Consider the following 17756-nt stretch of genomic DNA (forward strand, 5'->3'; position numbering starts at 1 on the left):
CCAATTAAATGTTCGTCCACCGTTGGGTCGAGTAGGCAACGTAGTTAATACAGCCTCTGTCACCACAGACGTTTCGTGATACACGGGGAACCGCCACGTTCATTCCGGTTGGATCGTCAATAATCAACCTTCCCCGGAACCCGGTTGGCCACATCAGGCCAATCTTCGTTCGCACGTCGGTTCGTGTATCGTTGTACCAGGCGTAGCCGAGGCATCCGTTGTAGTCCTCCAGCGTGACATACCGGTGATCGTCGATGCGGTAGACCACTTGCGGCGGCACGTTATAGTGAACTTCTTCATACTGACCGGTCGCCAGGGCCTTCTGGTTGCGCTCCGCGTCGTAAACCCATTGCTGTTGACAGGCACTTAAGGCAAGTAAGAGCGTCATGCTCAGGGCACGAAAGGCATTAATTTTTCGCATACAGCGCCTCCTTACGCAGTCGCTCGGCCTGCGCCTCCGTGATCGCATTGGCAACCGTTTCCTTATCGACTCCTTCCGGCACTGGCGGCACGATCAGCGTCCCGTACGCGAAGTACGGATCGGTGTAGTTCAGCCAGTCTGCGTCACGTATCAACCGAGCCCAAAAATCCGGATTCTCGAATGAATCGCAAAAGCCGATTGGCAGGTCCCACGCTGCTACGCGCGTCATGAACGGCTCGAACTGCGCCAGCGTACTGTGATTGGTCGGCATCGGCTGGTAATCCTCGATTCGGTTCAGCATTTCCTGCTGAGTTTCGAGTCTTCCTGTTCGGCCGGAGGCCGAATAGGGATCGTTCGGAAAAACTGTCTTCTCCCTGTCGTGAATGGATTCGAGATAGGGCACGCCGGAGTCAAGGTAGGCGCCGTCATCATCGCGCGCGCCCAGGACATCCTGATCTGAATGGGCTTCATCAAAGTAACGGGGCACGTTATCTTTCTTGTACATCTTCCCGTCCTTCATCAGCGTGACACTACGCAAGATTCGCTTCGACATTTCCTCGGCAGTAATTGGATGTGGAACCTGCTCGGCGTTGATGTTCACCTGCTGGTTGCCGTTCGGCACTGTCCACAGCGGCATTCCGGCAACTTGCCGGTTGCCGTTCCAGAACTCGGTCGGCTTGACGCCGGACTCAGGATTCGGAATCGGCGGTAGCGAACCAAATCTTTTCATGCCGGGTTCGTCACAGCAGGGCGTTCCCCGCGCCAGCATGCGCTGCTTGACCGTTTCGCCCAGTTCGCCGATCAGTACATTGGATACGCCCTGCCAGCCGATGCTCTGTAATGGCGAGGCTCCCATCACTCGATCATGGGGATTGAAATAAACATAGAAACGCCCATGATTGTCCCTCTCCTTGACACCATTGAACACAGCGTCAGGCTTCCATAATTCGTTATCCTGCGTTGCGCCGACATGCAGTTGCTCGCGATCTTCCGGGGTGAAGACTTTCCGGTCACGCTGAATCCGGTTCGCGACAGCCTTAAAGGTATTGACTCGCGCCTGCGTGGTCGGACGCTCGTGGTAGCTGGTAAGCGCGTCGGTCGGCTTGTCTTCCAGCGCAAATGGGGAGTTCATTACCACCAGCGAATCAGGCGCGCGCGTCTTGCACAACAAGGTTGCCGCCATCGCAATCATCGTGCCCTGGCTATGCGACATGACCGTCACCGTATCCTGCGGGTAAGCCGTCCCGATCCGGTCGATGAGATCGGCAAGACGCTGCGCCGCATGGGCGTAATATTGCCGACCGGGAGCGTGATGCAATTCACGCTCCCATTCGGTATTGAACCACTGCATATTGACAAAACCAAACAGATTTCGGCTGAACCCTTTCTCGCTCCATATCTGCTGAAGATTGTTGGTACCGTTCTGGAACGGGCCACCGCCCCAGTACCACGGACCTTGCTTTTTTGAACCAGCTTCTGTCCACCGATCAACACCTTCGATGTTCCTTAGCGGTACTTTCCAGTTTTCCTTCTCACCATCCATAGCACGATAGCCCCAGTGAAACCGGATGACGGGCGACCTCCCCATACCTTTGACGGTACGAGCGGATGGTCTGTCATTCGCATCCGTATATTCATAGCGGTTTGGTTTCAAATCTGCTCGACCAAGGCGATCATTCAGTCCTTGGCATAGCTGCTGCTCCGCATTGTCATACCACTCCCCCTCCGAGTTGACACCATGGACGAAGATGATGACGCCAGGCAGATGCGGCGGAAGAAGCGCCTTGGCATAAACCTGATAACTACCCGGCGTCATATAGGATTCCCAGTACGGCTGCCCGAGATGATCGCGCTGCATAAGAACCGTGTTGGTAGCGACACCCAGTTGATAGGGCTGTTTCACTGCGGACGCCGTATCCGCGTTGTCCGGCTGCGCGGACGGGACTGCCCGATTGTTCATTTCATCACCCATCGTTACGCATTCCTATTTTTCTGAAGCATCAGTTTCAGACCTTGCGCCACTTCGTTTCCCGAAATGGAAGTCTCGCCGTTCGCGGTTGTTTTGCCTTCCACGATCTTTCCGTTCGCCAGTTGGATGCGGTATGGACGGTTCGCGAGCGGACGTCCCGTCACGTCATCGCAAAGAACGAATTTTTCATTGTTCGTCACACTGGACTGCATGAACTTCGGCAGCGGCAGCGCAAGCGCTCCAGGTCCGCTCTTGTCGATCCCCGCGATTTTGAGGATCAGTTCGCCCGCGCCGCCGATTTCGACGTTATCGCCATGAACCTTGATGTAAGCCGTTCCGCCACCCTGAAGGATTACCCCGTTGGCCGCATTGGCGGTTAGCGTGCCGGCCGCGCTCGACAACTGCATGTTGTCCTGCGAGACGAGTTCCATCGCATCCGACTGCGCCTGTATCTGAACCTTTCCGCGCATCGCAAGAATGCGGATTCCGGCACGCTGCGCAAACACGGAAACGGCCTCGACGGCGGCAAGGGCGATGTTCTTCAACGCATTGACATTGAAGCCCGACGAGGTGGCAAAACTTGTGTCCTTCCCGGTCGATACCATCATGCGACTCGGCGTTGCGATGCCGACACCATGTGGCGCCGTCAGGGCGATGACAGCCTGCTTCAGTCCCGCCAGTTCCTCCTTGAGCCACTGGTTTTCAGCCTTGAGGTCAGCGATCCCAGCCTTGGCTATCGTCGCAGCCGAGGCCAGTCCCTGGGCCTGCGCCTGCGTAAGACTGAACTGTGTCTGCGCGGCGTCCATGTCGGTCATCGGACCGTTCGCTTTCTGCTGTTTCCAGGCCGTCACCAGCAGACCATCCGCACGCACGCTTCCCTTATTGTCCGTGCGCAGCTCAAAACCTTCACCGCGCTGCTTGACATCGCGATCCACGACATGGCCCAGGTTTAGCTGGGACTTGCCATTTTCCGTTGCGAGCTTGATATGCTCCTGGCCGCTGCGGTCGTCCATCTGCAGCGTGTTATTGCTGCGCGTGCGGATCGTGTGCCGCATCGCCCACGGATGACCGACAACCAGCGGGTCCATGTGCTTTGCCGTGTGCAGTACTTGCGATATGAACGGCCTGTCGGGATTGCCCCACAGAAAGCCCACGGTGACGACCGTTCCCGGCTCCAGCCCGAAGTGGAAGCCCGTCCGTCCCTGTCCCGCGAAAGGCTTCGCAAGGCGCATCGGGCAACTCTCCAGCCCCGGCGTGCGCGCGTCCCTGTCCGCATGCAGATTGACGATGTAGCGCCCCTGATCGTCCAGGTACGGGCCTTCATAGCCGTTTGTCGATGCAATCGTGCCAGTCACTACCCCCTGTATGCGAGGCCACGTTTCTTCCAGCAGGGGCATCCTGTATTGCCGGTCGCTCGGGATCGCGGTGAACTCAACCTTGTAGCCCTCCTTGCGCGAAGCGCTGCAGGTCATGCCAGTGACCAGCAACCCGTACTTCACCTCGGGCAGTTCGCGGTTCGATAGCTGCAGCACGCAGGACGGCCGGATATCGAGCAGGTCGCATGTCCCGGTATAGACGATCTGCCCCGCCAGCGCCGCCTGCTGCCGCAGTTCGGCTTCGCGCCTGGCATCCTGTTCGTCATCCAGATCGAGACCCCAAGTGTAGGTTTCGCCGTAGGTCGTGGCGTCATCGTGGATCGACTGTGTGCCGTTCACCCGCTCGTTATTCGGCTCTTCCGTGCTATAGCTGCGTACCGAGTACGTCGCGGGCTTCATCGTCGTGCGCATGGCGAGCGACTGCACGGATTCCCGAGCCACCGAATGCAGGCCATTCGGCTCCTGGTACGGCACCGTGAAGCGCTTCGTGTCGCGAATGTAATGGATGAACTCATCCCCGAAGCGGACTTCCTCGCAGCGTTTGCCGGATTCGCACACAAACCAGATGCCGACCCTGCGGCACAGGCGCATAAGAAAGGTGAGATCGTCCTCGCACCATTGAGTGATGATCGGACGCTTGCGGTAGGTGCGATAAAGCTCGAACCTGAAATCCGCGAAAACCTGGTTGAACCCGTTCTCCCTGAGAATCTTCCCGATCACCTCAGGCTCGGTCATGTCGAAAAAGAAACGGGTACGAGGCATATTGCGCAGTAACGCGAGGCGCGATTCCAGCGTCACCTCGTACACGGTCTGGTCGTGATTGCTGGCGATCTGCGCAAAGCCGGTAATCACGCCATGGATGCGCCGTGCTTCCTCCGGCTGGCCCCAGCGCGTCACGAGCGGCGGCTGAATGGCGAAAGAGGCCGTCCTGTTGATGTAGTCGCCACGCGGCAGGTCGCGCTGCGGGTGCGTGAACTTGATGGTGTAGTTCGTTACGAGACCCATACCGCGCGAGCCGGTGAACGAGTAGATATCCGCGAGCGCGGCGCTCGGAGTTGAAACTACTTCGAGGGCGTAGTACTGGTGGACGTCGATACCTGGACGCACCGCTGGATCGCGTGAATTCAAATGCTCGCTCCGGAGAAGTGACGGCGAGCCAATCTGTCGCCCGATTGAAAGCTTCAGATCATCGATCCATTCCCTCACACTTCGCAATAGGAAAAGTGTCAATTCACGTCAAGACCGCACGCGGTTTATCCATAGCACTCCGATTCTTCAAGAAAAAATCCAGCGAGCGGCGCTACCTGCGGCTTCGGGATGACCGGCCTGTTGAGAATCGCGGCAACCGGGCTCAGCATTGCAGTCGCAACGCTCCGATCGAATCGTTACTCGACTTGACGGACGAACCGCCGCCCCCGATCGCGCATCAATGATTCGCCCGCGGCACCGCCTGCGTCCGCCCACGCCGCGGGTTCGTCATGCCCGGCTCGGCTGGCTCGACGAGCGCGATCGCGACGCGGCGCGCGTTCTCCGCCGCGATGTCGAGCGCGTCGCCCCACGATACGTGGCCGCATGTCCCGCGTCGCTCGAAGACCGTGTGATGTTCGCCGCCGCGTTCGGTCACGAGCACGACCCACTGGAAAGCGCCTTCCGAATCCCTGATGACGGTCCAGCTTACGAGGAAGTCGGCAATCTCTATCGCCTGCACGCGCATGTTGGGCTCCTTCGGTCCGTGGCATCGGCCCGTTCTACCCGCGTCTGCGCATCGCACGTGCCTGGCGCGGACTGCGCACGTCACGGTGCAATCCACGCGTCATTGCTGCGGCTCGGCCCCGGACCGATGCGGGTCCGGCTCGTCGCCACTTTGCGGCGAGCCGGTCAACACCGCGGGCAGCGACGGATTTTCCGGCTGCGTGTAGCGCGCGTGGATCGCGGCGCGGATGCGCGCGAGGCTTTGCGCGGCATCGAGCGCGCTGTCCTGCTCGATGCCGCGCGCTTCTTCGGCCAGGTCCGCGTCGCCGATCTGCTGTTCGAACCAGCGCGAATAGTCGCCACGCCGGCGATGAAACTCCCATGTCGCCGCATCGACGCCCTCCGCGATTTCGACGAACAGCACGAGGTTGTGTGCGCGCAGGTTCAACGCATCGTGCTCGCCGCGAAAATGAAAGCTGCGCTCGGGAATCAGCAATCCTTCCGCGTACTTGCGACGATGCCGGCGCTTTTCCTTGCGGCCCGGTTCGAGCCGCACGAGTTGTGGCGGCGCAGCGTCGCCGACGCGCCATAACAGCGCGTCGCCTTTGGCCAGTTGCGCGGGGCCATCCGTCGACGGATGCGCCCCATCGCCGCTCGACGCCGGCGGCTCATGTCCACTTGCCGCGGCGAAGCGCTGCAAGGCCGCGCGCGCGTTGTCGCCCATCGCGAGCACCGTGCCGATCTGTCGCAGCAACACCGGCGACAACTGCTCGGGCGATACGGTGACCGCGAGCGCCGTTTCTAGCGCATCCGGAATCGCCTGGTTCGCGCCGGCCCATTCCGCGGGAAACAGATGATGCGCCTCTTCGAACACGAGCCAGTGCGGCCGTCCGGTGCGCATGCGCAAATGCTGCATCTGCAACAGCAGATTCGCGCAAAACGCTGGCCGATCCGGCGGCGGTACGCGCAGCAGGTTGACCGCGATGGCCGGCCGCGCCGGAAGGCGCAGCAATTGCATGGCCTCTTCGATCGACGGTGCGTTGCTCGCGTCGCCGAGCACGATCGTCGCATCGTCATCGCTGTAGTCGCCTTCGGGATCGACGATGCACATCTGGCGGCCCGCGCCCGCGAGCCGTTCGAGCAGACCCGCCGTCGCGGTCGACTTGCCCGCGCCCGATTCGCCGACGAGCAGCACGACGCTACCGTACACGGGCAAGTACAGCGGCTCGTCGTCCGGCGCGTCCCGGCGGGTGCCGAGCACGATGCGATTGCGCGGCGACGCGTCGGCGATATCGCGTAGATCGTCGGCGATGAGCGCGTCGATCAACTCGGCGACACCCGCGCCCGCGACGCCGCGCGTGACGAGATCGGCGTGCTTCTTCAGCGCCGGCAAGGCGTTGTCGACAGCCGCGGCGAGGCCGCACGCGTCGAGCAGCGCATGGTCGTTTTCCGCGTCGCCGATTCCGACCACGTTCAACGGCGACAGATCGAGATCGGCGAGCGCCGCGTCCAGACCGCTCGCCTTCGACACGCCAGGCGCAACGATCATCACTGCGTCGCCATTGAAGACGATCTGCAATTCCAGCCCGAGGTCGCGAATCACATCGAGCGCGACATGCTCATGAGGTTTCATCGTCGCGATCAACGTCTGGCTGATACTGAACGCGTCAGGTGCGCGTCGCCGCAACTCCGCGACGAAACTGCCGGGCGGCGCGGACGCGAGCAGACGGCGCCCGCCGTCGGCCGGGCAATACAGTACGCCGCCATTTTCCGCGACCACGCGGGAAAACATTTCGATCCGCGGGCAGATCGCGAGCAGGTCATCGAGTTCGCGTCCGCTGACGAGAATGGCGTGACGGCCCGACGCGCGCAGGCGTTCGAGCGCGGCCCACGTCGATTCGGCGACCCGGCCGTCGCTGGCGAGCGTGTTGTCGTAGTCGGTCGCGAGTACAAGAAATCGCATCGGGCGGTCCTCGGTTTCGATCATGTCTCGGCCGAGCAAGCGCTATACCGCACGATCGCGCGCCCAACGGTATGGGGCTTGCTACGTGTCGTAGCGGCGGCGGGCGGGCCGCATGCGTGCGCGGCGACATCACCGGCACGCGGCGCAACGCTCGCATCGCGCCGCTGTAATCGCCGCGTACGTCGTTGCATTTTTGACAGTCCGACGCCGCGAGCCTGTCGTCGTGCGTCACGAGGAGCCCTGATGTCCTTTTCCATCGATGCCGTGACCCTCGCCCGAATGCAATTCGGCTTCACGATTGCTTTTCACATCATCTTTCCCGCGATGTCGATCGGTCTCGCGAGCTACCTGGCCGTGCTCGAAGGCGCATGGCTCGTCACCCGCAAGCCGGTGTATCTCGCCGTCTACCGCTACTGGCTGACCATCTTCGCGGTCGTGTTCGGCATCGGCGTCGTGTCGGGGCTCGTGATGTCGTATCAATTCGGCACCAACTGGGCGGGCTTCGCGTTTCGCGCGGGCCCTATCGTCGGGCCGCTGATGGCCTACGAGGTCTTGACGGCTTTCTTTCTCGAGTCGGGCTTTCTCGGCGTGATGCTGTTCGGCATGAAACACGTCGGCCCGCGTCTGCACTTTCTCGCCACGCTGCTGGTCGCGCTCGGCACACTAATGAGCGCGTTCTGGATCCTCGCCGTCAATTCTTGGATGCAGACGCCACAGGGCTATACGATCGTCGACGGACGCTTCTTTCCAGCCGACTGGCTGCGCATCATCTTCAACCCGTCGTTTCCCTACCGGCTCGTGCACATGGTGCTGGCCACGTATCTGAGCGTCGCGTTGCTGGTCGGCGCGGTGGGCGCCTGGCATCTGCTACGCGATTCTCGCAACGTGTGCGCGCGCCTGATGGTGTCGATGGCGCTCTGGATGGCCTGCATCGTCGCGCCGATCCAGATGGTGGTCGGCGATCAGCATGGCATCAACACGCTCAAGCACCAGCCGGCGAAAATCGCCGCGCTCGAAGGCGATTGGGTCGCGCGTCCCGGCCAGCCGTTGATCCTGTTTGGATTCCCGAACATGCGCACGGAGACGACCGATTACGCGCTCGAGGTGCCGCATCTCGGCGCGCTGATTCTGACTCATACTTGGGACGGCTCGATAGCCGGCCTGAAATCGTTCCCGCCGTCCGAGCGTCCGTTCTCGCCGGTCGTGTTCTGGGCGTTTCGCGTGATGGTCGGGCTCGGCATCCTGATGGCACTGCTCGGACTGGGCAGTCTCGTGTCGCGCGCGAGAAGGACCTTGTACCAAGCGCGCTGGATGCATCACATCATGGTCGCGATGGGGCCGGCCGGTCTGATCGCGTTGCTGTGTGGCTGGACCGTGACCGAGGTCGGCCGCCAGCCGTACACCGTTTATGGTCTGCTGCGCACCGCCGACAGCGTGTCGCCGATCGCCGCGCCCGGCGTCGCGGTTTCGCTCGCGAGCTTCGGCGTGGTGTACGCGATCGTATTCGGCGCGGCCGTGGTCTTTCTGTTCCGGCTGATGGCGGCGACGCCGACGCTCGACACGCCGGGACCCGCGAAGGACAAGCCGCATCGCAGCGCCGGCATCACGCCGGGACCTGCCCAGGCGCAGGCCGGCTCATCAACTGCGGGGAGCCCCACACATGACGACCGCCACGTTTGATCTCGCTTTGGTATGGGCCGCGATCCTCGCGTTCGCGGTGCTCGCCTACGTGCTGCTCGACGGCTTCGATCTCGGCGTCGGCATGCTGTTCGCGGTCGAGCATCGACGCGTCGATCGCGACGTGATGGTGAACTCGATCGCGCCGGTGTGGGACGGCAACGAGACGTGGCTGGTGCTCGGCGGCGGCGGTCTGTTCGCCGTTTTCCCGCTGGCTTATGGCGTGATTCTGCCGGCGCTCTATCCGCCGATCATCGCGATGCTGCTCGCGCTGGTGTTCCGCGGCGTCGCGTTCGAATTCCGCTTTCGCGCGATCGGCAAGGGTCGTGCGTGGTGGGACGCCGCGTTCTTCGGCGGCTCGGCGCTCGCCGCGCTGTGCCAGGGCCTCGTGCTCGGCGGACTGCTGCAAGGTATCGAGGTCGCCGGGTATTCGTATATGGGCGGCTGGTGGGACTGGCTGACCGGCTTCACGATTCTGTGCGGCCTCGCCGTGATGGCGGGTTACACGCTGCTCGGCTCGTGCTGGCTGGTCTGGCGCACCGAAGGGGAGTTGCACGAGCGCTGCCGGCGGCATGCACGCACGATGGCCGTCACGGTGCTTGCGCTGATCGTGGTGGTCACCCTATGGACACCCATGCTGCAAAACTCCTTGTCCGCACGCTGGTTCCACTGGCCCGACCTGCTGTTCACCGCGTGGGTGCCGGTGCTGGTCGTGCTGCTGGCGATCGGCTTTTTCCGCAGCCTGTCCGCGCGTCGTCACCTGCAGCCGCTGCTGTTTTCATATGGCATCTTCGTGCTGTGCTACGCGGGCCTGCTGATCAGTCTTTATCCGAACCTCGTGCCGCCGTCGATCTCGTTTCGCGCGGCGGCCGCGCCGCATTCAAGCCTCGCGTTCCTGCTGGTCGGCGCCGCAATCACGGTGCCGATGATCGTCGGCTATACCGTGTACGCGTACTCGGTATTCAAAGGAAAGATGCGCGCGGGCGAGGGGTATCACTGACATGTGGCGCCGCCTTGCGTGGTTCGCCGGGCTGTGGCTCGCCGGCGTCGCCGCGGTCGCGACGGTGGCCGGCGCGCTTAAGCTTCTGCTGCACGCGCTCACGCATTGAGCGTGGCCGCGCGCGACTGCGGCGTCACTGCATCGGCGGCACTACGGCAACGTATAGGCGACCACGGAGTCGCCCTGCTTCGTGCCGAGCGAGCCATGTCCGCCCGCTACCACCAGCACGTACTGCTTGCCGTTGCTGTCGGCATAGGTCATCGGCGTGGCCTGGCCGCCGGCCGGCAGCCGCGCTTGCCACAGTCGCGCGCCGGTGCGCACGTCATAGGCGCGCAGGTAGTAGTCGAGCGTGCCGGACAGGAACGCGACGCCGCCGCCGGTGGTCACCATGCCGCCGAGGCTCGGCACGACGAGCGGCATCGGGATCGGCAGCGGCGCGCTATCGCGGACCGTGCCGTTCTTGTGCTCCCAGACGATATGCCCCTGGCGCAGGTCGACGGCGGCCACGTAGCCCCACGGCGGCGCCTGACACGGAATGCCGAGCGGCGACAGGAACGCGTTCAGCTCGAAGCCGAACGGCGTGCCGAGCGCGAGCTTGATGCCGCTCGTTTCGCTGCCCTTCTGTTCGCCGTTGTTCGATGCAATCTGTGCGCGCGGCACCAGCTTCGACGTGAACGCCATATAGCTAGGATTCACGATCAGCACCTGCCGCACCGGATCGACCGCGAACACTGACCACATGTTGACCGAATTGCGCACGTAGACCTGGCCCGGTGCGATCGGCTGCGTCGCATTCGGATTGCCGGCGTCCCCACGCCATTGTGGACAACAGAGCCACAGGTACCTGCCCATCCGTGCAGTCCGGCAAGCTGGCATGCCGCGCCGCGACTGACAGCCCCTCCGGTTTCGGCGAAAAACTGCCGGAGATGCTCACCTGAAGATCGAACCACGGGGCGCAGTCGTCTTGTCACTACTGCGACTTCACGTGCTTATGGCGATTCCGGCCGACGATGTCCCACTGCTTTCTCGCGCCCTGTTGCGCCGCCTTCCCATGATCATCGTGGGGCTCGGAGTCGGCCGCCTGACCAACTTTGGCGCCCCGCCTCAGGCGCCTGAACATTTCGACGAATCTCATTTCGACCTCCTTGCGCGGTAACGACGCCGAAAAAAACAGTGTACTCCGGTGGTGTGGCGAAGGACGTGACGCCGCTCACATCGCGGTGCGGGTTTATCCCGAGCGCAGACGGCTTGTCCATATCTGTGGCGGACTTCGCCATTCTCCACGCGGGTCTCTGCACGTCCCGGACGAATGTGGCAAACGTTGGCGTCTTGACTGTTTTTGTTGCATTTCGTAAAGTGACTTCCAGGCACTGACGCAGTATCCGAATCGACCCACCAGGAGTCATCGATGACCGGTTCCCCGTATGCCTCGCCGGCTTGTTCCGAAACTGGCGATCCACTGTTGCTGACCCCAGGCCCGCTCACCACTTCGCGCACCGTCAAGACCGCGATGGTTCACGATTGGGGTTCCCGGGACGCCAACTTCATCGAGATCAATCGCTCGGTGCTGGCGCGGCTCGCCGCGATCGCCAATGGCGTCAACGACTGGGTGACCGTGCCGATGCAAGGCTCGGGCACCTTCGCTGTCGAGGCGATGCTGACAACCTTCGTGCCGCCCGGCGGCGAAGTGCTGGTGCTGATCAACGGCGCCTATGGCAAGCGCGCCAAACGCATCCTCGAGATAGCCGGTCGCAAGACCGTCGTACACGAAACGGCTGAAGACACGCCGCCCGACCTCGCCCAGATCGAGAAGCTGCTGGCCGCCACGACGTCGATTACGCATGTGTTCGCGGTCCACTGCGAAACCACCGCGGGCATCCTCAACCCGATCGCGCAGATAGGCGCGATCGCGGCCCGCTTCGGCAAGGGCTATCTCGTCGATTCAATGAGCGCATTCGGCGCATTGCCGATCGACGTGCAGACGATGCATATCGATGCCGTCGCCGCTTCATCGAACAAGTGCATCGAAGGCGTGCCGGGCCTTGGCTTCGTGATCTGCCGGCGCGAAGCGCTGGCCCGCTCCAAGGGCAACGCGACCACGCTCGTGCTCGATCTTCACGAGCAGTGGACCAACCTTGAAAAAACCAGCCAGTACCGCTTCACACCGCCCACCCACGTGATCGTTGCGTTCCATCAGGCGCTGGAGGAATTCGATGCCGAAGGCGGCGTCGCGGGACGCGGCGCGCGCTATCGCAACAACTGCCGGATTCTCGTTGAAGGCATGCGCGCGCTCGGCTTCAAGCCACTGTTGTCCGAGGCGCTGCAGGCTCCGATCATCGTGACCTTCCACATGCCCGAGGACCCGCGCTTCGAATTCCAGCGCTTTTACGACAGCCTGAAGGCGCGCGGCTATGTGATCTATCCGGGCAAGCTGACCGTCGCCGAGTCGTTTCGTATCGGCTGCATCGGCCGCCTCGACGAGCGTGAAATGCGCGCCGCGCTCAGCGCGATCGGCGCCGTGCTCGATGAAATGGGCATGAGCCGTCCTGTCGCCAAAACGGCATGAAGGGAGGATCCGATGAGTACTCCGCAAGATACCGAACTGAGCATCAACGGCCGCGATTATCGGTTTCCGTCGCTGCCGGTCGTCGTCATCTGCCTCGACGGTTCGGAGCCGGCCTATATCGACGAAGCGGCGAAGGCTGGCCACGCGCCCAATCTCGCGAAACTGTTGCGCACCGGCACGAGCCGCATCGCGCAATGCGTGATTCCGAGCTTTACCAACCCGAACAATCTGTCGATCGTGACGGGCAGGCCGCCGAAAGTGCACGGCATCGCGGGCAACTATTTCTACGATCGCACCAGCGGCGAAGAAGTCATGATGAACGACGCGCGTTTCCTTCGTGCGCCGACGATCTTCGCGGCGTTCCACGACGCTGGCGCCAAGGTCGCGGTGGTGACCGCGAAGGACAAGCTGCGCACGCTGCTCGCACGGCTACGCCAGACCGAGGGCATTCAACACGCGTTGACGAGCGCCGAGGCCTGCGAGCGCTTCGAGTTGCCGCCCGACCGGATCGGCGACGTGGTCGTGATCGGCACACGCGCCAAGGTATTCGGTACGAGCGCAGCGCGTCACGATCTGTCGGGTCTGACCGAGCCGCTGCGTTCGCATGGCGGCCTGTCGGAAGAAAATGTGCCGCTCATCGTCAACCGCAGAACCGCCTGGCCGGCAAACCGCGCGCTACGCAACTTCGACATTTTCGACGTCGCGTTGAATCACGTTTTGCAGGCCGCCGCATAGCGCGCCGCTCACAGTCCGCGTGCCCCGCCAGGCGCGGGCGCGCGGGCCCCACCGGATCATTGGACGAGGTATTCGATGAACGTAATGACCAAACCCGCCATCAGGCACGAATCGATGCGCATCGCCGGCCAGCACGTGAGCACCGACGAGCTGATCGAAGTCTTCAACCCGTACACGAATGAAGTCGTGGGGACGGTGCCCGCAGGCCGTCCCGAGCACGTGCAGCAAGCGTTCGCGAAAGCGCACGCATTCAAGCCGCGGCTCACGCGCTTCGAGCGCCAGCGCATCCTGCAGCGCACGGCCGAGCTGCTGAGCGAGCGCAAGGAAGACTTCGCGCGCCTGATCATCGCGGAGTCGGGGCTGTGCTGGAAGGATGGACTTTATGAAGCAAGCCGTGCCTTCGACGTGTGGTCGTTTGCGGCGCAACTCACGTGCCTGGACGATGGCGAGATCTACGCCTGCGATATCAGTCCGAACGGCAAGAACCGCAAGATTTTCACGACGCGGCTGCCGCTGCTCGGCGTGATCTCGGCGATCACGCCATTCAATCACCCGCTGAACATGGTGAGCCACAAGCTTGCGCCCGCGATCGCGACCAACAATCGCGTGGTGCTCAAGCCGACCGAGCTCACGCCGCTCACCGCGCTCGCGCTCGCCGACGTGCTCTATGAAGCGGGCCTGCCGCCGGAGATGCTGAGCGTCGTCACGGGCAATCCGCGCACGATGGGCGACGCGATGATCACCGATCCGCACGCCGATCTGATCACGTTCACGGGTTCGGTGCGAGTCGGCAAGTACATCGCGCAAAACGCCGGCTATCGCCGCACGGTGCTGGAACTCGGCGGCAACGATCCGCTCATCGTGATGGAGGATGCCGACCTCGACAAGGCCGCGCAGCTCGCGGTGACTGGCGCGACCAAAAATTCCGGGCAGCGCTGCACGGCGGTCAAGCGGATTCTGGTCGTGCAAAGCGTGGCAGATGCCTTCGTCGAGCGCGTACTCGTGCATGCGAAAAAACTCAAGTGCGGCGACCCCATGGATCCTTCCGTCGATGTGGGCACGGTCATCAACGAGGCGTCCGCGCAACTGTTCGAGCGCCGGGTCGCCGACGCGCAGGCTCGCGGTGCACGGGTGCTTTACGGTGCGCCGCGCCAGGGCGCGCTGTTCCATCCGACCGTCGTCGACCATGTGCCGTACGACTGCGAGCTCGTCCACGAGGAAACCTTCGGCCCGGTCATCCCGATCATCCGCGTGCCGGATGCGCTGGAGGAAGTCATCCGCATTTCGAACTCGACAGACTATGGCTTGTCGTCGGGCGTCTGCACGAACCGGCTCGACTACGTCACGCGCTTCGTGAAGGAGCTCGAGGTCGGCACCGTGAACGTCTGGGAAGTGCCCGGCTATCGCACGGAGATGTCGCCGTTCGGCGGCATCAAGAATTCAGGCAACGGTTACAAGGAGGGCATGGTCGAGGCAATGAAGAGCTACACGAACGTACGGACCTGGTCGATGCCCTGGGAGTGAGCGGCCGCGCGGCCACCTGAATTGCCAATTGCATCCAGATCCAACGCAACGAAGGTGCCGTTTCGGGCGCGCGTTTCGTGGGCAGGCTCATCGATACGTTCATCGCGCGGCCTACGTTCCTCGTCGCGCTCGCATTCACCTTCGTGTACGGCTCGGCGGGACAGGTCAGCTTTTCGGCCGAAGGCGCCACGGAACTGCGCGCGCCGCACCAGTCGGTGATCGACAGTTTCCATCGGGCTCAGGCGCTGCTCGTGTCGGCCCGGCCGCAGACCGCGGCGCAGCTGCTCGATGATAAACAGGCGCTGCGACGTCTCGAACGTGCCGCACGGGACTCTCATCTCGACCGCCTGCGTGAAGGCAAGGCCGACAGCATCGCGTCGAGTTCTCTGCACCTCGATGTGCTGCGCGATCTCGTGCGAATCCAGTCACACATCTGCGCCCTCGCCTATCCGCTGCTCGAGCGCGAAGCAGCCAACGATGACGATGCACAGATGGCCTGAGGCAAACGCTACGATTATTGTTAGAAGCTGCCGCCTGGCGGTATTTGACTACCCACTGGCGAAACGGCACCGGCAGCGATAGCCGGTGCCGTTTTTTATGCAGGACGACTCGCGTAGATCGCGCGAGGAATCGATTCCGATCCGCCGCGCCTGCGGCTCGAACGAATCACGCGTACCTTAACAAAATCTTACGATCTCAGTATTGCAAAATATTAATTCGAGGTCACGTAAATGACTTTTTTTACGGTTCAAATTCGTCCCGCATTACCAAAATCCGTTGTCAAACAAAAGGACGAGACATGAAACCGATCACGAAATGGAAGCGTAAGCAAAGCGCAATGTGCGCAGCCGTCGCACTGCTCGCCGGGCTGTACTCGGCGGTCGCGACAGCCGGCGACGATCACGACCACGGTCGCGATCACGATCGCGATCGCGATCGCGCGTCGGTCAAGCATGTGCTGCTGATCAGCTTCGATGGCCTGCATGAGCAGGACGTCGCGCGTTGCATCGGCGCGAACACCTGCCCTAACCTCGCGCTGCTCGCGAAGTCAGGCACCACCTATACGAACGCGCACACGCCGGGACTGTCGGATTCGTTTCCGGGCCTCGCCGCGCTAGTGACCGGCGGCTCGCCGAAGTCCGCGGGCCTCTTTTACGACGTCTCCTACGACCGCACGCTCTATGCGCCGTCCGATAGCAATTGCACGGGTCCGACCGGCTGGAATGTCATCTTCGATGAAACGACGGGCATCGACGGCGAGAACGGCGGCGCGCTCACCCATCTCGACGGCGGCGGCGCATTCAATCCGCAGGCGATTCCGCATGCGCTCGTCAATGGTGTCTGCACGCCCGTCTATCCGCACAACTACCTGAAGACCAACACGGTCTTCGAAGTAATCAAGCGCAACGTTCACGGCGCGCGTACCGCGTGGGCCGACAAACACGCGTGGGGCTATGACTGGCTCAACGGACCGTCCGGCACGGGCGTCGACGATCTTGCCCGCACCGAAATAAATTCGATCGATCCGGCGACCAAAACGTATTACCTCGACACGTACACGCACACGGAAAAGTTCGACAACTACCACGTGCAATCTCTGATCCATGAAATCGATGGCAAGGATTCGACCGGTCAAATGAGCGCCGCGGTCCCGACCGTGTTCGGCGCGAACTTCCAGACGCTGAGCGTCGCGCAGAAAGCCACGGTCGCGAGCGGCGGCGGCTATCTGGATGCGAGCTTCACGCCGGGCCCGCAAGTAGCCGGCGCGATCGCGTATATCGACGACGCGTTGGGACGCATCGTGTCCGAACTGAAGCAACGCAATCTCTATTCGTCGACGGCGATCATCGTGACCGCGAAGCATGGCCAGTCGCCGACCGATCATTCGAAGCTCGTGAAGAACGGCGATACGCTGACCAGACTGCTCGAAGCAAACAACTATCTGGATTCAGGCGGTAACTTTGGGCAGGCCGCTACCAAGAGCGGCAATCTCAACGATGGCACTGGACTCGTCGGCACCGGTCTCGTGCAGACCGACGACGTCGGTCTGATCTGGCTGCGCGATCAAAGCCAGGTGTCCTCTGTCGTGAAGACACTGAAAGCCAATCTGAGTTGCAACGCGCCGGGCATTTGCGCGGACGGCCCGCAGGCGTACATCCTGTCTGGCCCGCAACTGGCGAACCGGTTCGGCGATCCGTCGCGCGGCCGCACGCCCGACATCATCGTTCAGCCGAACCCGGGCGTCATCTACACGTCCAGCACGTCGAAGGACGAAGAGCATGGCGGCAATGCGCCCGACGACAGCCATCTCGGTCTCGTGACGTACGTGCCCCATACGCATCACGCCGGGCAGGTCAACGACGAGCGCGTGCTGACCACGCAGGTCGCGCCGACGATTTTGCGTCTGCTCGATCTGAAGCCTGAGCTGCTGCATTCGGTGTCGATTGAAGGTACGCGTGCGCTGCCGGAGTTTGATCACGACTGAGCGTTGGTTTAGTCGACGTATTTGAGTAGTGAGTTGCGCCGCGATCAGTGTTGGAACGATCGCGGCGCAGCCGTTTTTGCGAGGTCTAGTCATGCGGACCACAGGCGCCTTCAAAAAAGGACCACGCCAACCGCAAGGCTGCCGAAGGCTACTGGGTCGTCCAGGTGTACCAGTCGGCGACGGCCACCTGCAATGGATCGAAGAGCGTGCTCGCGATGGTGTTCCGCCGCAATGAGTGAGCTCGACGCACCACGCCCGTCCGCCGGCGCGCCAGGTCTCGCGCTGAGCGAGGGCGCCGTACCGATGCCGCTGGCTGGCGACATCAAGCGGCTCGCGCCGGGCTCGGGC

Annotated in this window: 13 protein-coding genes and 1 pseudogene; 8 read left to right on the forward strand and 6 right to left on the reverse strand. The window is 62.4% G+C overall.

The features are described 5' to 3' along the window. Positions 1-4 precede the first annotated feature (4 nt). The 5 genes from F6X42_RS13170 to F6X42_RS13190 all read right to left on the reverse strand — a co-directional run bounded on the left by F6X42_RS13170 (position 5) and on the right by F6X42_RS13190 (position 7421). Entirely contained in the window at positions 5-421 is a 417-nt protein-coding gene (locus F6X42_RS13170; RefSeq protein WP_187634633.1) for a T6SS immunity protein Tli3 family protein, read from the reverse strand. Beyond that, positions 408-2393 carry a Tle3 family T6SS lipase effector gene (locus tag F6X42_RS13175; RefSeq protein ID WP_222945581.1) on the reverse strand — a complete coding sequence of 662 codons (1986 nt, stop codon included), beginning with the start codon at positions 2391-2393 and terminating at the stop codon, positions 408-410. Before F6X42_RS13175 ends, F6X42_RS13170 begins: the two co-directional genes overlap by 14 nt. A gap of 2 nt (positions 2394-2395) precedes the next feature. Continuing rightward, positions 2396-4873, reverse strand: a complete 2478-nt coding sequence (locus tag F6X42_RS13180) for a type VI secretion system Vgr family protein (RefSeq protein WP_312892667.1) — start codon at positions 4871-4873, stop codon at positions 2396-2398. Between the two features lie 319 nt (positions 4874-5192). Continuing rightward, positions 5193-5480, reverse strand: coding sequence for a hypothetical protein (locus tag F6X42_RS13185; RefSeq protein WP_246530079.1), 288 nt, complete (start codon positions 5478-5480; stop codon positions 5193-5195). 99 nt (positions 5481-5579) lie between these two features. Next, complete coding sequence (locus F6X42_RS13190) at positions 5580-7421, reverse strand: HAD hydrolase family protein (protein ID WP_187634635.1); 1842 nt, start codon at positions 7419-7421, stop codon at positions 5580-5582. A gap of 243 nt (positions 7422-7664) precedes the next feature. On the opposite strand from F6X42_RS13190, the gene F6X42_RS13195 reads away from it, so the two are divergent. From F6X42_RS13195 to F6X42_RS13205, 3 genes are read left to right on the forward strand one after another with little or no spacing between them, the layout of a single operon-like run. After that, positions 7665-9101: a cytochrome ubiquinol oxidase subunit I gene (locus F6X42_RS13195; protein WP_187634636.1), complete on the forward strand. Its 1437-nt coding sequence runs from the start codon at positions 7665-7667 to the stop codon at positions 9099-9101. After that, positions 9082-10098: a cytochrome d ubiquinol oxidase subunit II gene (gene cydB / locus F6X42_RS13200; RefSeq protein ID WP_187634637.1), complete on the forward strand. Its 1017-nt coding sequence runs from the start codon at positions 9082-9084 to the stop codon at positions 10096-10098. The genes F6X42_RS13195 and cydB overlap by 20 nt, the downstream gene beginning before the upstream one ends. Position 10099: 1 nt before the next feature. Next, positions 10100-10207, forward strand: coding sequence for a hypothetical protein (locus F6X42_RS13205; protein WP_187634638.1), 108 nt, complete (start codon positions 10100-10102; stop codon positions 10205-10207). Between the two features lie 41 nt (positions 10208-10248). Here F6X42_RS13205 and F6X42_RS13210 read toward each other — a convergent pair. Continuing rightward, positions 10249-10836: pseudogene (locus F6X42_RS13210) on the reverse strand (membrane-bound PQQ-dependent dehydrogenase, glucose/quinate/shikimate family); the annotation flags it as partial. Between the two features lie 670 nt (positions 10837-11506). Here F6X42_RS13210 and F6X42_RS13215 point away from each other — a divergent pair. From F6X42_RS13215 to F6X42_RS13235, 5 genes are all read left to right on the forward strand, one after another. Then, a complete protein-coding gene (locus F6X42_RS13215) occupies positions 11507-12664 on the forward strand; it encodes a 2-aminoethylphosphonate--pyruvate transaminase (RefSeq protein WP_187634639.1) in 1158 nt (385 codons plus the stop codon). A 12-nt stretch (positions 12665-12676) separates the two neighbouring features. Then, positions 12677-13399 (forward strand): alkaline phosphatase family protein, encoded by a 723-nt coding sequence (locus tag F6X42_RS13220; protein ID WP_187634640.1) that lies wholly within the window; start codon positions 12677-12679, stop codon positions 13397-13399. A gap of 75 nt (positions 13400-13474) precedes the next feature. Then, positions 13475-14923 carry a phosphonoacetaldehyde dehydrogenase gene (gene phnY / locus F6X42_RS13225; protein ID WP_222945582.1) on the forward strand — a complete coding sequence of 483 codons (1449 nt, stop codon included), beginning with the start codon at positions 13475-13477 and terminating at the stop codon, positions 14921-14923. 77 nt (positions 14924-15000) lie between these two features. Then, on the forward strand, positions 15001-15423 hold the full coding sequence (locus tag F6X42_RS13230; protein WP_246530080.1) for a hypothetical protein: 423 nt from the start codon (positions 15001-15003) through the stop codon (positions 15421-15423). Positions 15424-15722: 299 nt separating this feature from the next. Beyond that, positions 15723-17408 carry an alkaline phosphatase family protein gene (locus F6X42_RS13235; protein WP_187634641.1) on the forward strand — a complete coding sequence of 562 codons (1686 nt, stop codon included), beginning with the start codon at positions 15723-15725 and terminating at the stop codon, positions 17406-17408. Positions 17409-17756: the final 348 nt, after the last annotated feature.

It is taken from the genome of Paraburkholderia podalyriae (assembly GCF_014397785.1).
In the GTDB taxonomy this organism is placed as follows: Bacteria; Pseudomonadota; Gammaproteobacteria; order Burkholderiales; family Burkholderiaceae; genus Paraburkholderia; species Paraburkholderia podalyriae.

Excerpts from the sequence above, each read along its gene's own strand:
- F6X42_RS13170 (WP_187634633.1), bottom strand. The coding sequence starts at position 421 with ATGCGAAAAATTAATGCCTTTCGTGCCCTGAGCATGACGCTCTTACTT.
- phnY (WP_222945582.1), top strand. The coding sequence starts at position 13,475 with ATGAACGTAATGACCAAACCCGCCATCAGGCACGAATCGATGCGCATC.
- F6X42_RS13235 (WP_187634641.1), top strand. The coding sequence starts at position 15,723 with ATGAAACCGATCACGAAATGGAAGCGTAAGCAAAGCGCAATGTGCGCA.
- F6X42_RS13190 (WP_187634635.1), bottom strand. The coding sequence starts at position 7,421 with ATGCGATTTCTTGTACTCGCGACCGACTACGACAACACGCTCGCCAGC.
- F6X42_RS13215 (WP_187634639.1), top strand. The coding sequence starts at position 11,507 with ATGACCGGTTCCCCGTATGCCTCGCCGGCTTGTTCCGAAACTGGCGAT.
- F6X42_RS13220 (WP_187634640.1), top strand. The coding sequence starts at position 12,677 with ATGAGTACTCCGCAAGATACCGAACTGAGCATCAACGGCCGCGATTAT.
- F6X42_RS13205 (WP_187634638.1), top strand. The coding sequence starts at position 10,100 with ATGTGGCGCCGCCTTGCGTGGTTCGCCGGGCTGTGGCTCGCCGGCGTC.
- F6X42_RS13185 (WP_246530079.1), bottom strand. The coding sequence starts at position 5,480 with ATGCGCGTGCAGGCGATAGAGATTGCCGACTTCCTCGTAAGCTGGACC.
- F6X42_RS13195 (WP_187634636.1), top strand. The coding sequence starts at position 7,665 with ATGTCCTTTTCCATCGATGCCGTGACCCTCGCCCGAATGCAATTCGGC.
- cydB (WP_187634637.1), top strand. The coding sequence starts at position 9,082 with ATGACGACCGCCACGTTTGATCTCGCTTTGGTATGGGCCGCGATCCTC.
- F6X42_RS13175 (WP_222945581.1), bottom strand. The coding sequence starts at position 2,393 with ATGGGTGATGAAATGAACAATCGGGCAGTCCCGTCCGCGCAGCCGGAC.